We start from the raw sequence: 14,958 nt of genomic DNA, 5'->3' as shown, positions 1-14,958 counted from the left end.
ATAATCCTTTCGTAAACTACAAGTCTATACTTTTTTTGTTCGCGATTGCCATTCGTCACACAGGTCCAATGCGTTTGAGAATACTTCTAATTCCGATACTCTTTTTTGTTGCGGTAGCCACGGTTGCCACCCAACCACCGCAGCCCGCCTCGACCGAATGGATTCGGGTTCGAAGCGACAACGGCGAGTTCAATATCGAAGTTCCTAAAAAGAACAAGCACTACGGCAACAAAACCGGATTTACGCTCGGCAGATCTTTCGGCGATTCCTTCGTTATGGCCGATATGAATTTAGTCAATGCGTTTGCGGACGGAACATTAGTCAGCGTCGAGTCTTATAACGCTTTTGAGGGTGCACTGGATGCGATCTATGACAGAGACTCTTTACGAAAGTCCGACATCGTAACCTCCAAGACAAAAGCCTCCGGCTATACAATTCGTCAGATAACAAAGAAAGCCGACGAATTCTATATGATCCGTCGATATTTTAACTCGAAAGATCAGATTTACATTCTCACCGCGGCATCCCGAACGGGCGAAACTCCCACGATGCGGCGTTTTCTCGATTCCGTCCAGTTCACACCGGGAAAAACGAAGCCCGATGCAGATAAGACCATTGCAATGTCGTCTCTGCCACAGGACGAACCTCGTGTCGAGATCTTAGACGATAAACCGGCCGCAAACGCAAAATCCTCGGTGGCAACAACAAGCTCCGGAACGGGAATTGAAAAGCTCGTCATCGTCAATAGGCAGATTCCATCATATACCAACGCTGCCCGTCAAAAAGGCGTAACGGGGAATATCAGAGTTCGCGCAAAATTTTCGGACGAGGGTTGGATCTCTGATCTTTCGCTCTATGAAAAGCTCGACGGCGGGCTTCTACGCCAAACGCTTTTTGCCGCTATCAGAATCAAGTTTCTACCTCAACAATCTGACGGCAAACCGATTTCAGTAACCAAAACCGTTGAATATTCATTTCTTATCTTTTAATTAATTTATGAAATTACTTACATCAGCCATCTTATTTTTCGTACTTGTATTGCAGGGTTTCGCACAAAGTATTAGTGCGGACCTAGTCATCACAAATGCCAACATTCGTACGATGGACTCCAAACGGACAGTCGCACGATCGGTAGCGGTGGTGAACGGCAAGATAGTTGCGATCGGTTCGGAGGCGGACACCAAGCCGTTGATCGGTGCGAAAACGCGAGTTATCGACGCCAAAGGGCGAACCGTCATTCCGGGGTTTAACGATGCTCACGTCCATTTTTTGGAAACGGGACAACAGCTATCGCTGGTCGAGCTGCGGGATGCCCCGACGCCTGAGGAATTTGTCCGCCGGATCAGGGATTTTGCGGCGAAACTGCCGAAAGGCCGCTGGATATTGGGCGGAAAGTGGGATCACGAGAACTGGAAGCCGAACACATTGCCGACCGCAGCGATGATCGACGCGGCGACGCCGGACAATCCGGTCTTTATCGATCGGCTTGACGGCCATATGGCACTTGCCAATTCGCTCGCAATGAAACTGGCGAGCGTAAACAAAGACACGAAAGAGGTTGATGGCGGATTGATAGTTCGCGACGCGGCGGGCAATCCCGCGGGCGTTTTTAAGGACGCGGCGATGTCGTACATCAATAGAGTCGTCCCGGATCCTTCGTTCGACGAAAGATCGGATGCCGCCATAGCGGCGACCGAACACGCCGCATCACTGGGCGTGACGAGCGTGACTGACGTTTCGGCAGGTACCGATATCGGCGTCTATCAGCAGTTGATGCGGCAGGGCAAGCTCAAGACACGCATTTATGGTTGTTCGACGCTCGCCGACTATAAACGTTGGGAGCGTACCGGTGTCAGATCTGCGTTTGGCGACGCGATGCTGCGTGTCGGGTGTCTGAAGGGTTTTGCAGACGGCAGCCTTGGTTCGACAACCGCTTGGCTTTTCGAACCGTATCTCGACGACCCCAAATCGACCGGCCTGCCGAGCGATGAGATAGCCAAAATGCCCGAACTCGTCTTGGCCGCGGATAAAGCCGGGCTACAGGTCAATATTCACGCGATCGGCGATAAGGCAAATGCGACAGTTCTTGATATTTATGAAAGGACCGCGGCCGCAGACGGCCCGCGCGACCGCCGGTTTCGAATCGAGCATTCGCAACATTTGCGGCAAGCGGATATTAAGCGATTTGGCAGCCTGAAGGTGGTTGCGTCGATGCAGCCGTTTCATATCATCGACGATGGCCGATGGGCTTGGAAGCGAATCGATGAGAAGCGCCTGCGGGGTGCATATGCGTTTCGCACTCTGCTCGATACGGGGGCGGTACTGGCGTTTGGGTCGGACTCGCCTGTTGCACCGTTAAATCCGCTTTTCGGTGTTTACGCCGCCGTTACTCGCCGTACTCTTGATGATAAGAATCCGAACGGATGGATCCCTGAACAGAAAATTTCCGTCGATGAGGCCGTGCGGGCATTCACTTGGGGTTCGGCGTACGGCGAATTTCAGGAAAACGTCAAAGGCACGCTCGAGATCGGCAAGCTCGCTGATATGGTCATCCTTTCAGACGATATTTTTACGATCGACCCGGTAAAGATCAAGGACGCGAAGGTGCTGATGACGATCGTGGACGGCCGCGTGGTCTTTGAGAAAAAATGAGGTTACTTAGCAGAAGTTTGGCGTTGGTGCTGATCTTATGCAGTCAGCACCTCGCCCAGATGCCTGCTGATCTGATCATCGTCAACGCAAAGGTTCGAACGCTGGATAAGAACGGCCGTGTCGCCGAGGCAGTCGCGGTTTCGGGCAATAAGATCTCGGCGGTCGGCACGACTCTTGCGATATCCGCAATGGCCGGTCCCAATACTCGTACGATCGATGCCGGCGGGAGAATCGTCCTGCCCGGTTTTAATGACTCGCACGTTCATTTTACAGCGATCGGCAATATTTTCTCCTCGGTCGATCTGTCGAAAGTGCGGTCGCCCGAGGAGTTTTCCCGCGAAATAGAATTGATCACGAAAGTGATGCCTCCCGGCCGTTGGATACTCGGCCGTGGTTGGAATGAACAGAATTGGACGCCGGCTACATCACCGACCAAGGCTCTGATCGACAGCATTTCACCCCAAAACCCTGTGCTGGTTTACAACGCCGACGGCCGTTCGGTTTTGGTAAACAGCGTCGCCTTGGCAATGGTACCGATCCGCAGCTTGTCCGCAACTGCGGCGGACGTTGAACGCGACGCACAGGGCGAACCGACCGGCATTCTTCGCGGCCGAGCCATCGATGTACTTTCACGAAAAATACCGCAGCCACACGTTCAGCAGTGGCCTGACCTGATCCGGACGGCATCAAACTACGCGGCGTCGCTAGGCGTGACAAGCGTTCAGGACGTCCATTCGGACGAATTGTGGGACATCTATCGCCAACTCGATGCCAGCGGTGAGCTTAAAACACGAGTCTACGACTGCGTACCGCTGTCGAGTTGGCGCAAATTGGCAAACGAGGGCGTTCAGGCCGCATCGGGCGTTTCGATGGTCCGAACAGGTTGTCTCAAGCACTATTCGGATGGGGACAAAATAAGCATCCGAGAGCTTTTCGAAGATATTTCGGGTGCGGATAAGGCGGGATTGCAAGTGATGATCCACGCAATGGGGCCAGCCGCCAATGACGAGATACTTACGATCTTCGAACGTGTCATTGCCAAAAACGGCCTGCGAGATCGTCGATTTCGCATAGAGCACGTTTACCGGGCCAGAGCAGTCGATCTGCCGCGATTTGCACGCTCGAAGATAATCGCGTCGATGCAGCCCTGGCTTTTTTATCAGCCCGGACGGCGAGATTCTGAATTTCGAACATTGCTCGCATCCGGTGCTCAGATGGCTTTCGGATCCGACGCGTCGATGACCGATCTCAACCCTTTGCTTGGTATTTATGCGGCGGTCGAGAGCGGACTGACCGTCGATCAGGCAGTGCGAGCATACACGGTCAGTGCCGCATACGCTGAGTTTCAAGAGAGCGTAAAGGGGACGATCGAATTAGGCAAACTGGCCGACATAGTTATGCTTTCGGATAATATCTTTAGTATTGCCCCGCGAAAGATCCGCGAATCAAAGGTGATATTGACAATAGTCGGCGGCAGGATCGTTTATCAGGCCGACGAGCCGCGATGATCCGAAATTGGGTTCGAGTATGGCCGACCGAATCCAAATTGCGGATCTCCGGATATCAAGAAGGGCGGCAATATAAGAATACGACTTCAGTTGATGGCAAACGGACAAGTAGGCGATATAATGATATATTCTGACGTCGATATGCGGGTCTTACGATCTAATACGGAGGCGGTCGGAAAATTGAGGTTCCTACCGGGTCAAAGCGGCGGGAATATTTGTAGAGAGCAACGTTACGGCCGCAAGATCTGCCGGCCTAGAAAATGATCGGAGTTTGACTTAAATTATGAAAAAATTAATTGCACTTATTGGATTGTTTGCGGCATTTACTTTCTCGGCGATGGGCCAGGAAAGTGCAAAGGCGGCCACGCCCACGGATAAGGATAAGACCGAAGCGATTCCGTCCGACGGATATCTGAAACGCGGAACGGCGATCGGTAATTCTAAAAAGGTCTCATTGAACAAGCTGATGAAAGACCCGGCTAAATTTACGGGTAAAACCGTACGAATCGAGGGCGTCGTAGTTCGGTCGTGCAAGTCCGAGGGTTGTTGGGCCGAGGTTGCTGAAAATAAGGAAAGCAAGAGCCTACGGATCAAGATGAAAGATCACTCATTTTTCATCCCGCTCGAATCTGCCGGTTCGTCGGCTCGTATCGAGGGCACTGTCGCTGTTAAGACACTGTCCAAGGCACAGGTCGATCATATGATCGAAGAGGACGGCGCGAAATTTGATAATCGTAATGCTGACGGTACGGTCGTGGAGGTCTCGTTTGAGGCTACCGGGATCGAACTGAAGAAAGCAACTAAGTAGTTTTACTGAGAATCGTATGAGGCGGAACCACGTTCGTCGCATACGATTCTCTTTTTTTGTATGAAACCGTTTAAGATCCGAGATATTCTCATCGACCCGCCCCTCATCCTCTCGCCTATGGCCGGGGTGACGGACTATACCTTTCGCCGGTTGATCAAGCGGCGCGGCGGAGTTGGTCTGGTCGTGTCTGAGTTTATTTCGGTCGAGGGCCTGACGCGGCATAATCCCAAATCAAAACGGCAGATGCGTTTCGATCAGGAAGAACGTCCATATGCCGTGCAGATCTTTGGCGGTAAGCCTGACCGAATGGCGATGGGCGCCGAAATGGCTCAAGAGGTCGGCGCCGACATTCTCGACGTCAATTGTGGTTGTCCGGCCCCGAAGGTCGTCAAGAATGGCGGCGGTTCGGGCTTGCTTCGCGAACCGGCATTGCTTGAGACCATCCTCAAAGAGATTAAAAAGACCATCACCATCCCGCTAACCTTAAAGCTAAGGACCGGTTACACAGAATCGTCGATAAATGTCGTGGACGTCGCAAAAATGGCCGAACAATGCGGCGTTGAGCATATCCAGGTGCACGGCCGAACGCGCGATCAGGGCTACAAAGGCCTTGCGAACTGGGAACTGATACGTCAGGTAAAGGAGGCGGTCAGCATCCCGGTTTCCGGTAACGGCGACATCACAACTATCAAGTACGGTATGGACCGTTGGGCCGAATCCGGCGTCGATGGCATTCTGATCGGCCGTGGTGCGATGCAAAATCCGTGGATATTTCGACAGTTCGCCGACGCTCTGGCCGGCCGCGAACCGTATCAGCCCGATCTGCGGGAGAAAAAGGATGTGTTGCTCGAATTCTTTTCGATGTGCCGCGAAGAAATGCCTGAGATCGTGAGCCTCGGTAAAATGAAGCAACTCGCGGGACAGTTCACAAAAGGCCTGGTCGGCGGAGCCCAATTTAGACAGACGCTCTACCATTCACACTCCGCCGCAGAAATACTGGATAACATCACAATTTATTTTGAAACGCTCTCAAACCGCGAAACTTTTGGCGACGGCGTCACCGAGGCTGATCGCGACCTCGAAATGGATTCGTGTGACGGCGGAATGGTCATCCCGACCCGCGATGCCGACACGAGTGCGGCAAACGCGTGAACTACGTTAATATGCTTAAAATGAGGTGTCCTATGAAATTTATGAGATCGATGCTTTTCGGCCTCTTGGTGGTCGTGGTCGCAACCGCATTCGTTAACGCGCAAAAGCTGAAACCGGAGGAAGTTGCCGCCAAGAATCTTGAGTCGATCGGGACGCCCGAGGCTCGTGCGGCGGCCAAGACGCTTATCGCTGTCGGAACGGGAACTGCCAAGTTTCTCTCGAATGCCGATCTGCAGTCGAACGGGCGCATCGTGATCGCCTCAGAGGGCACTAAGTTCTTTTTGGGGATCAATCTGGAGTCAACATCAAACCGATTTGCCGACGAGCTTTACACGTTTGATGGCAGTAATTCGTCGGTTGGACTGCCTCGGCAGGGGAATCGGTCAGCACTCGGAAACTTTGTTCAGTCAAACAAGATGACGCTCGAGCAAGGCCTCTTGGGCGGTTCGCTTTCGACCGCATGGGTGATAGCTAATATTGCCGAGAATAAAGGAAAGCTGTCGTTTGACGGCACCAAAAAGATCGACGGTAAAGAGGCTTATGTGCTCGGCTACTCCAAAAAGGGCGGCGGTGATGTGGATGTGTCGCTATATTTCGACAAGGATACTTTTCGACACGTTCGGACGGAGTATAAACGGATGTCGTCCGCCGGCATCGGCCTCAGGCCCGAAGATTCGACCAAGTATGACGAGACACGATTTAAGATCATAGAGGAATTTGGCGATTTTCGAGCCGAATCCGGTCTGACGCTGCCGCACACCTATCGGATCGTCTATTCCACCAGCGGACAGCGCGGAACGACCGAGATCGAGTGGAAATTTACGTTGACCGAGTTTGCTGCAAATCAGAAGCTCGAAGCCTCGACATTTAAGGCACCTTAGGAACCGGTTATGTCCAGTAGATTGTTCCCTATTTTTACAGCGGTCTTGATACTTGCGGGGTCGATAATGGCTCAGGAAGGCGGCAAGACCGAAGTTGCCGGCAAGGAAGTCGGGCCGATCCGTTCGTCTGCAGCTTATGCCGAGATATTGCTCCGTAAAACGGAGTTACAGTCGGACGTCGAGTCATTCCTGATCGACTATACCGAACAGAACCCCAAGGTCGTCGATGCTCGATTTGAGCTTGCAGCCCTCAACAAGGAGATCGACAAGATATTTGCAGTACGGCCGTCCGAGACCACAAAGCTAACCTCGGCACTTGGTAAATTGGTGCTGAAAAAGGTCGAGCTTGAGACTGAACTGTCGCGTCTATTGAGATCTTACAGTGCCGATCATCCCGAGGTGAAGCGTATGAAGCGTAAGGTCGAGCTTTATGCTGCTGCGGTCAAAGAGATCCTCGGTTGATCGTCTAAAACGGAATAAAATAAGGGCGTATCCTTTGCGGGATACGCCCTCTTTTTGGCTAATGTGATAGGCGTTAATTGCCCGGCTTTTCCGTTCGCTCGTCCGCGAAAAGTATCGGGGAGACGATCGGGCGATAGTTTTCACTGATCTTGATGTACGCATCCTCGCGAAGCTCTTTCATAAACTTTTTCTGCTCGTCAACGATCTTTTCATTGGTCATCGCGAGTCTGACCGCACCCTCGTCAAACATTGCCTCAGTACTTGCGTCTGTTCGTTCGTCAACACGGAGAATACTGATTCCTGTCTCGTCGCCCTCGACCGGTTCGGCTATCGAACCGGCCTTTACGCCTGCCAAAACTTTTGCGAACACTTGATTAAGGTCTCGAACCGGAAGAGCATCAAACTTGCCCAATGTCTTAGCCGCATCAGGACGGTCCGAGTTTGCGGCAACTAGTTTGCCAAAGTCCGCCCCTCCGCGTGCCTCGGCAACCAGTTTTTTCGCACGTTCGCGAATGGTAGCAGGATCACGACCGGCAAATGACAGGAAAATCTCACTCAGACCGATCATTTCCGGTTTGGTAAATTTGCTCTTATTCTTCTCGTAATAATCCTTGATGTCTTTACCGTTAAAACTCCAATAGAGCTTGCCCTGCACTTCGCGTTGGATCACACGTTCACGCGTGATCTGCTTTCGCCACATTTCGCGAATGTCCGCCGGATCGACGCCCTGTTTGCGCATCTCTTCGTACATTCCGTCGAGCGTCTTCATATCGTTTTGTTTCATTATGTCAACAAAACGAGCGTTGATCGCCGCCTCAACCTCGGATTCGAGTCCGAGTTCCTTTGCTTTTTGGACGAGCAGTTCTTCGTTGATCAGATTGGCGATAAGTTCGCCTTTCTTTTCTGCGACCATCTTTTCGGCATCTTCGCGTTTGGTGCCTTTTTGCAGTTCCAGTTCGATAATGCTCTTGGTTTCGCGCTTGATACCCGACAGCGTGATCACGCCGTCATTTATCTGAGCGACTACCTCGTCGATCACCTTAGTCTCAGTTTCCTGAGCAGGCGTTATCCCAGCAAAAAGCAACAGGCCCATACAAATCAGACCTGCGATCCTGAATAATTTCATTAATGACTCCTAAAAAATGCCAAAGACTCTTATATCGTTCCAAGCAAGAATTTGCAAACTGTCGGGTTTGATGCCGAACCTGCGGCAAAGGTTTATTTATAGCTTTCGGATGATAAAAGGGTTGGAATCCGCTCGGATTGGGTGTTTTTATATATTAACGGGATGTACCCGACTTCGCTCTAACCGCTAATGCAAAAAAAATGCCTTGATTGCCGACTGGTAAATTACCCGCAACTGGAGATATGCGTCCGGTGCGGGGCAGGGCTGCCGTCCGCCACGCGTGTTCGAACGTTTTGGCGAGCAATAGTGCGGCGGGCGTGGATCTGTGTCGTGGTGATCATTATCGTGATCGGCGGATTCTATCTGTCACTGATCGGTTCTGCAAAAAGATTGACGCTTGTACAAAAACAGACGGTGGCGAGAGCGATCGACGTGCTCCGTGAACGCGGTTTTACGGACGAGGTCTTTTTGCTTGAACACGTTACGGCATACCGGGCCGAGGACAATTGGCTTAACGCGTCCGTACCAAAAGAGAACGCCTATGCCGCGACCAACTTTCCGTTTGAAATAATGACGTTGTACGATGATTTCTTTGCGTATCCTCGAGACGACGTCGAGCGTGCCGCGGTCCTACTGCACGAGGCCAAGCATCTGCAGGGAAAGGACGAGCACGACGCGTATGAATTTGTCTGGAAAAATAGAGAGCAGCTCGGATGGACCCGTGAATATTACCGCGACTCGCCGGTCTGGCATAATACTCGAAATCAGACCCGCGAAGTCGTACCGATCTTATTCGTATGCGAATTTAACGAGGCTCTCGACTGCACGGAAACGACACGTTAGCCGCGGACGCTTTCAAGCGTTTTGCGTGCCGTCTCGATCGGATCCGCATTTTTGACCGTCACCCGCAGAATGCCGCTTGGCGAAAAGCTCGAACCTTCGTTCTCATCAATAAACAGAAGCAATCTCTCCGGTGCGATCTTGGCCGTCCCGCCGAGTTTGATCGCGACGCCGTCCGCCGTTCGGTCGACGGACACGATCGCCATCTGCTCGGACAATTTTCGCAGCCGGGCGTATGCAAAAAGGTTCTCGACCGAACGCGGAATGCGGCCGTACCGATCCTCGATCTCGAGATGGATGCGACCGATCTCATCTTCGGATTCGGCGGACGAGATCCGCTTGTAAGTACGCAGACGCTGACTTGTCTCGTAGATGTAATCCTTGGGGATCGAGACATCGACACCGAGATTGATCGATACGTTGGTTTCGTCGGCGATGTCGTCGCCGCGTATTTCAGCGATCGTTCGCTCGAGCATTTTGGTGTATAGATCAAAACCGAGTGCGTCGAGGTGTCCGGATTGCTGCCCGCCGAGTATGTTGCCTGCACCGCGAAGTTCAAGGTCGAGAGCGGCAAGCCGAAAGCCGGCGCCGAGATCCGAAAATTCGCGGATCGCGGCAAGTCGCCGGCGGGCGATCGGTGTAAGTTCAAGTTCGCTCGGTATCAACAGATATGCATACGCTCTGCGATTCGAGCGGCCGACCCGTCCACGCAACTGATACAACTGTGACAAGCCGTAATTATCCGCTCGATTGATGATGATAGTATTCGCCCTCGGAATGTCGATCCCATTTTCGATAATTGTCGTTGCGACGAGGATGTCGTACTTGTAATCAATAAAATCAAGCATTGCATCCTCCATTTCCTTTTCATTCATCTGCCCGTGGCCGATCGCGACGCGGGCCGACGGCACTATCTTTTTGATAAGTGCGGCGACCGCTTCGATCGATTCGACACGATTGTGGATGAAGAAGACCTGGCCATTGCGAGCGAGTTCGAGTTCGATCGCCGAGCGGATGACGCCTTCGGAAAACTGTACGACCTGCGTATTGATCGCCAGACGGTCGCGGGGCGGCGTTTCGATCACCGACATATCCCGCATTCCGAGCAGAGACATATTTAGCGTACGCGGGATCGGAGTCGCCGAAAGCGTCAGTACATCGACTTTTTTCTTAAGCTGCTTGAGCTTTTCTTTGTGGCCGACGCCGAACCGCTGCTCTTCGTCAACTATCACGAGCCCGAGTTTTGGCAGTTGGACGTCGTTAGAAAGTAGCCGATGAGTGCCGATGACGACGTCGACCTCGCCTTTGCCGGCAAGTTCAGCGACCGCCTTTTGATCCTTGCCGGAACGAAATCGTGAAAGCAACTCAACCTTGATGGGAAATGCGGCAAAGCGTTTCTTGAACGTCTCGAAATGCTGGTACGCGAGCACTGTGGTCGGCGTCAAAACTGCAGCCTGTTTGCCGTCCATCACGGCCTTAAATGCCGCACGCATTGCAACCTCGGTCTTGCCGTACCCGACGTCGCCGATGATCAGACGATCCATCGGCATTTCCGATTCCATATCGCCCTTAACGTCTGCGATCGCCGACGCCTGATCGACGGTCAGATCATACGGAAACGCGTCTTCAAACTCGTGCTGCCAAGGTGCGTCGGGCGGAAAAGCGTGACCCCGCACGAGTTTGCGTTCGGCATAGAGCTTGAGCAATTCGTCGGCCATATCGCGCATCGCACGCTTGGCCTTGGCCTTGGTTTTTTGCCATCCGATGCCGCCAAGGCGGTCGAGTGTCGGCGATGTCGCCTCGCCGGATGAATATCGCGAAACGAGATCCATCCGCTCTACCGGCACAAACAGTTTTGTGTTGTCCCCGTAGATCAAAAGCATAAATTCGCGTTCGGATCCCTGTGACGAGATGGTCTGCAGCGATTCGAAACGGCCGATGCCGTGATCAATGTGGACGACATAGTCGCCTGCCTTGAGGTCGCGAAAGTCTGAGATGAAGGCACCAAGCCTTGATTTACGTGATGCCGAGGATTTAGTGACCGCCGCCGAAGCGGCATCGCCCGCGATTTCGCCGAAAATGTCGCTCTCGGTGTAAGTGACGGTTCCGAACGCCGGAAGCTCATAGCCGCCCGAGATCCTGCCGACGCGGATCGCATCCGGCGGCAGAGGCGAATTGTATTCGTAAAGTATCTCGCGAACGCGCTCGGCCATTCCGGGAGTCAGTACGACGATCTCGGTTGCCTTGTTGGTTGAACCTTTCCCATTCGCAAGGGTCAATTGCCCGACAAATGCCGGAATATCGCCGTGAAATCGGCGCGTTGTGCGGGATATCAATTCGATCTCGACGGCTTTTTCAACCGAGGGGAATAGGAAGAGCGGTTTTGAAGCGTCCGCTTCGCCCACGGCAAATTCCTCGTCGATTACCGCCGCCGTGCGGCCGAGAGCCCGCAGCTCGATCCGAGCGTGTCGCTCTAGCCGAGACCTCAGTTCGTCGGCATTGAGGAATAGTTCGCTCGGTTCAAGCCCGATATCGCCGGACTCGTGGGTCGCGACGTAATTGAGGTTGACGTGATCGTATATCTCACTGAGCGTGAGCTCGATCAACGACGGTTCGTCTATAACAAGTATGCAATCCGGTAAATGATCAAAGACGGTGCCGTCGAGTGGTTTTACGAGCGGCATCAGAAATTCCCAGCCCGAAAACGTTTCGCCCTCGGCCGCAAAATCCGTTCGATCTTTTAGGTTTCTAAAGTATTTATCATCCGAAAACCGTTCGCGTGCAAAAAATGCCCAGTCGATCAGATCTTGCGGCGTGACGGCGGCCTCACGCATCGGGGCGATCGCAACCTCTTTGATCTGGCCGATCGAAAGCTGTGTGTCAGCGTCAAAGTTTCGGATGGAATCTACCGTGTCGCCGAAAAATTCGATCCGGGCCGGAGCGTCGGCGTCGGGCGACCAAACGTCTATGATGCCGCCGCGGACGGAGAATTGACCGGGGCCAAACAGTGGTTCCTCACGAACATAGCCGCCGGCAAACAGTGTCTCGATCAAGGTCTCGGGCGGAAAGTCTGCGTCACGGCGAAGCACGCAGCCCATCCCGGCGATCGCCTTGGGCGTGACCGTCCGTTGGATCAGCGAACGTGCGGGCAGAACGATAAATCCCGTGTTTTGCTCACGCATTTGCCAGAGAGCTAGAGCCCTTCGCTCCTGAGTCTCGGCGTGGGGCGAGGTGCCCGAATACGGATCGGCCTCAAATGAGGGTAGCGAAATGACCTTGACATCAGCACCGCAGAAATATGAAAGGTCGCCGAGCCACGATTCCATATCGCTATTTGAATTAGTGACGACTGCAAAAACTCTGCCCGTTGCAGATCGAAGACGGGCCAGTACTGACGCCTTCGCTGCCGCGGATGTGACGCCGCTGAGGTTGATCACACGAGATCCGCGTTCGATCTGCCGCTGAAGTTCGTCGAGTTGGTCCGCCATAAACACAGGTATCCGCAGAAAACGCTTGCCCGGCATATGCGTTCTCCTGCGGAATTTATATTTTGCCATATTTGGTCGAAGTTTGCTGTCGTCGAGGCGGTTAACTATAATCAGATATTCAATTATGAGCATTACTGCATTTGAAGACATCATCGTCCCCAACGACCAGACCGAAGCACGGCTAGCGTCGCTAAATGAATTGCGTGAATTGGTCGGCAATGTGTACCCAAACAAATTTGACCGTTCAAAAGTGAGCGGAAGCGACGACACGATCACCGCTCTTAAGGCCTTTGAGCCGGTCGCCTTGATCGTGGATGAGATCAAGGCCGTCGTGGCGACGCTCGCCGAACGTGAACGTCCGCCGGTAGAGATTAAGGATGCTCTGAACGCGCGTCTCCGAGAGTTTGGAAACGTCCGCATCTCGGGCCGTTTGACGACGCCGACGCGGGGGAATTTTGTTCATTTGACGGACGGCATCAGCAAATTGCAGGTCTATTGCGATAAAAAGGGCGGTGCGGCGCTGATTAAAAACGACGGCAGCGACACGATCGATACTGAGAACGGCTGGGCGGCTTGGCAGTTGCTCGATCACGGCGATTTTATCGGCGTCGAAGGCTATCTCTTTATCACAAACACCGGCGAGCTTAGCGTTCACATCGAAAAGCTACAATTCCTCGCCAAGGCAATGCTCCCGATGCCCGATAAAATGCACGGCATCGCGGACGCCGAGATCCGCCAACGCCAGCGTTATTACGATCTGATCGGATCGTCGCTTATGGTCGAGCATGACGGGCTAACGACGCGCGAAGTTTTCGAACGCCGGGCGAAGATCATCTCCTCGATGCGGCGATATCTCGAAGACGCGGGCTACGTCGAGGTCGAGACGCCGATGCTTACGCCAAAGGCGACCGGTGCCGCGGCAAAGCCTTTCGAGACGCATCACAACGCGCTCGACATCAAGCTATTCGCCCGCATCGCGCCTGAGCTTTACCTCAAACGCCTCGTCGTCGGCGGTTTTGAAAAGGTTTACGAGCTCAACCGCAATTTCCGCAACGAAGGCATCTCGCACAAACACAACCCCGAATTCACGATGCTCGAATTCTACTGTGCCTACATGGACGTCGAGGGAATGATGAATTTCTGCGAAAAAATGATGCAGGAAAGCGTCCAGAAAGCGACTGGCGGCCTGACCGTGAATTACGAGCGGAACGAGATCGACTTCAGTAAATTCGAGCGGATTTCGATGAATGAATCTATTGCACGGGTTTTACCAGGTGATGCTAAAAGATATGGGTCTTCAGATGTTGAAAGAGTCTGGCTTGAAGATATAGGTTTTCTTAGGCGATTGTGTGCTCTTAGAGAACTGAAAGTCCGGAAATTTAATTCATTACATGTATCTGGTTGGTCAGATGAGGAATTGGAAAAGAACCGCATCGCCGCTGAAGAGAAAATTAAGAAAGAAAGATTTGATCTCTGGGAGAAGACAAAGCTTTTTGAAACGTCTATGCCGACAGCCGAAGAAGCGGGGTTTCGAGTTCCTGATTCGATATGGGAAATTTCAGTTGATAGCATTCTGCGGAAATTTAAAAACTTGGAAGCAGCACAACTGACTGGATTAGTTGATCTGTTTGAAGAGTTCGTCGAACCTGATTTGATTCAACCAACTTTTATCGTTGATTACCCAAAGTCGATCTCGCCGCTATCGAAAGCCTCGCCTGCGAATCCGAACATCGCCGAGCGTTTTGAGCTGTTCATTAATGGGATGGAGGTCGCGAATGGTTTTAGTGAGTTGAATGATCCTAAGGAGCAATATGAACGCTTTGTGGATCAGATGACGGCCCGCGAGGGTGGTGACGAAGAGGCGATGGTGCTGGACGAAGACTATATCCGTGCCCTGTCGTACGGAATGCCGCCCGCCGCCGGCATCGGTATCGGGATCGACCGTTTAGTGATGCTTTTGACTAACAAACATTCGATCCGCGACGTTATTCTCTTTCCGCACCTTCGGCCCGAAAAGAGGGAAGAAGAAAGTTAAACGCAT

11 protein-coding genes are annotated in these 14,958 nt (G+C 52.7%); 9 read left to right on the top strand and 2 right to left on the bottom strand.

Annotation, left to right across the window (positions count from 1 at the left end):
- Positions 1 to 74 precede the first annotated feature (74 nt).
- The 7 genes from IPQ00_08860 to IPQ00_08830 all read left to right on the top strand — a co-directional run bounded on the left by IPQ00_08860 (position 75) and on the right by IPQ00_08830 (position 7,463).
- Positions 75 to 989: an energy transducer TonB gene (locus tag IPQ00_08860; GenBank protein MBL0240668.1), complete on the top strand. Its 915-nt coding sequence runs from the start codon at positions 75 to 77 to the stop codon at positions 987 to 989.
- A 7-nt stretch (positions 990 to 996) separates the two neighbouring features.
- Positions 997 to 2,652: an amidohydrolase gene (locus tag IPQ00_08855; GenBank protein ID MBL0240667.1), complete on the top strand. Its 1,656-nt coding sequence runs from the start codon at positions 997 to 999 to the stop codon at positions 2,650 to 2,652.
- On the top strand, positions 2,649 to 4,160 hold the full coding sequence (locus IPQ00_08850) for an amidohydrolase (GenBank protein MBL0240666.1): 1,512 nt from the start codon (positions 2,649 to 2,651) through the stop codon (positions 4,158 to 4,160). Before IPQ00_08855 ends, IPQ00_08850 begins: the two co-directional genes overlap by 4 nt.
- Positions 4,161 to 4,443: 283 nt before the next feature.
- The gene (locus tag IPQ00_08845) at positions 4,444 to 4,968 is read left to right on the top strand and encodes a DUF4920 domain-containing protein (protein MBL0240665.1); all 525 of its coding nucleotides are present in this window, start codon (positions 4,444 to 4,446) and stop codon (positions 4,966 to 4,968) included.
- A 60-nt stretch (positions 4,969 to 5,028) separates the two neighbouring features.
- A complete protein-coding gene (dusB, locus tag IPQ00_08840; GenBank protein MBL0240664.1) occupies positions 5,029 to 6,120 on the top strand; it encodes a tRNA dihydrouridine synthase DusB in 1,092 nt (363 codons plus the stop codon).
- Positions 6,121 to 6,161: 41 nt separating this feature from the next.
- Positions 6,162 to 7,001, top strand: coding sequence for a hypothetical protein (locus IPQ00_08835; protein ID MBL0240663.1), 840 nt, complete (start codon positions 6,162 to 6,164; stop codon positions 6,999 to 7,001).
- A 9-nt stretch (positions 7,002 to 7,010) separates the two neighbouring features.
- On the top strand, positions 7,011 to 7,463 hold the full coding sequence (locus IPQ00_08830) for a hypothetical protein (GenBank protein MBL0240662.1): 453 nt from the start codon (positions 7,011 to 7,013) through the stop codon (positions 7,461 to 7,463).
- 73 nt (positions 7,464 to 7,536) lie between these two features.
- On the opposite strand, the gene IPQ00_08825 is transcribed toward IPQ00_08830, so the two are convergent.
- A complete protein-coding gene (locus IPQ00_08825; GenBank protein ID MBL0240661.1) occupies positions 7,537 to 8,589 on the bottom strand; it encodes a peptidyl-prolyl cis-trans isomerase in 1,053 nt (350 codons plus the stop codon).
- A gap of 189 nt (positions 8,590 to 8,778) precedes the next feature.
- Here IPQ00_08825 and IPQ00_08820 point away from each other — a divergent pair, with 189 nt between their 5' ends.
- The gene (locus IPQ00_08820) at positions 8,779 to 9,432 is read left to right on the top strand and encodes a hypothetical protein (protein ID MBL0240660.1); all 654 of its coding nucleotides are present in this window, start codon (positions 8,779 to 8,781) and stop codon (positions 9,430 to 9,432) included.
- Here IPQ00_08820 and mfd read toward each other — a convergent pair.
- Positions 9,429 to 12,953 (bottom strand): transcription-repair coupling factor, encoded by a 3,525-nt coding sequence (gene mfd, locus IPQ00_08815; GenBank protein ID MBL0240659.1) that lies wholly within the window; start codon positions 12,951 to 12,953, stop codon positions 9,429 to 9,431. The two genes, IPQ00_08820 and mfd, sit on opposite strands and share 4 nt — an antisense overlap.
- 88 nt (positions 12,954 to 13,041) lie before the next feature.
- Between mfd and IPQ00_08810 the strand changes: the two genes are divergently transcribed.
- Positions 13,042 to 14,952, top strand: a complete 1,911-nt coding sequence (locus IPQ00_08810; protein MBL0240658.1) for a lysine--tRNA ligase — start codon at positions 13,042 to 13,044, stop codon at positions 14,950 to 14,952.
- The last annotated feature ends 6 nt before the right edge of the window (positions 14,953 to 14,958 follow it).

The organism is Chloracidobacterium sp. (assembly GCA_016720705.1).
In the GTDB taxonomy this organism is placed as follows: domain Bacteria; phylum Acidobacteriota; class Blastocatellia; order Pyrinomonadales; family Pyrinomonadaceae; genus OLB17.
The sequence above is the reverse complement of the archived record's forward strand: the minus strand, read 5'-3'. Positions and strand labels throughout refer to the sequence as shown.